This is a genomic window from Candidatus Pelagibacter communis (assembly GCF_001180205.1).
GTDB lineage: Bacteria > Pseudomonadota > Alphaproteobacteria > Pelagibacterales > Pelagibacteraceae > Pelagibacter > Pelagibacter ubique_O.
On the sequence record NZ_CVSU01000001.1, the window covers coordinates 1 to 556 of the forward strand.

A 556-nucleotide genomic window follows, 5' to 3' on the forward strand; every position below is an offset into this window, starting at 1 on the left:
GAACAAATGAAACAAATGTTGCAAGTGCATGGTCTAGTTTAGAATCTTCTGAAAGTTTTTTAAATTCAGTTAGGGCACAAGTAAATGCAGCTGAAATAGCTAACGAAGGAATTGCTGCAGAATACGAAAGAGGCTCGAGAACTACGTTAGATGTTATTCAATCAAATGCTTTATTACTATCTGCTCAAATTTCTTTAGCAAGTTCGGAGAAAAACTATCTAATGGCTCAATACAATCTGCTTAAAGCAGTAGGTTTGTTAAACAGCCAATATCTAAAACTTAAGTAATTATTTGACTTTTAAGGCCAAAAAATAAATATATTGCTAATGAGAACAAAATGTGTACATTTATTTAATGATTCGAGTGTTAAAAAATTTAAAAAAAGAGGCAAAAAATGACGAAAAATAACCTAAAAGTAGTTAAATCTACTAAAGATCAAGAAATGGACGTTAAAGAAAAGAACAAAGCGCTAGACGCTGCGATAGCTCAAATTACAGATAATTTTGGAAAAGGCTCTGTAATGAAGCTTGGTGAAAAAAGAGCGATGGATATCGAG

At 31.8% G+C, this 556-nt stretch carries 1 protein-coding gene and 1 pseudogene; both read left to right on the plus strand.

Annotated elements, in window-relative coordinates:
- Positions 1 to 287, plus strand: a 287-nt coding sequence (locus AMO08_RS00005; RefSeq protein WP_179850714.1) for a TolC family protein, incomplete at its 5' end; no start/stop codon positions are given.
- A 107-nt stretch (positions 288 to 394) separates the two neighbouring features.
- A pseudogene (locus tag AMO08_RS05630) lies at positions 395 to 556 on the plus strand (DNA recombination/repair protein RecA); the annotation flags it as partial.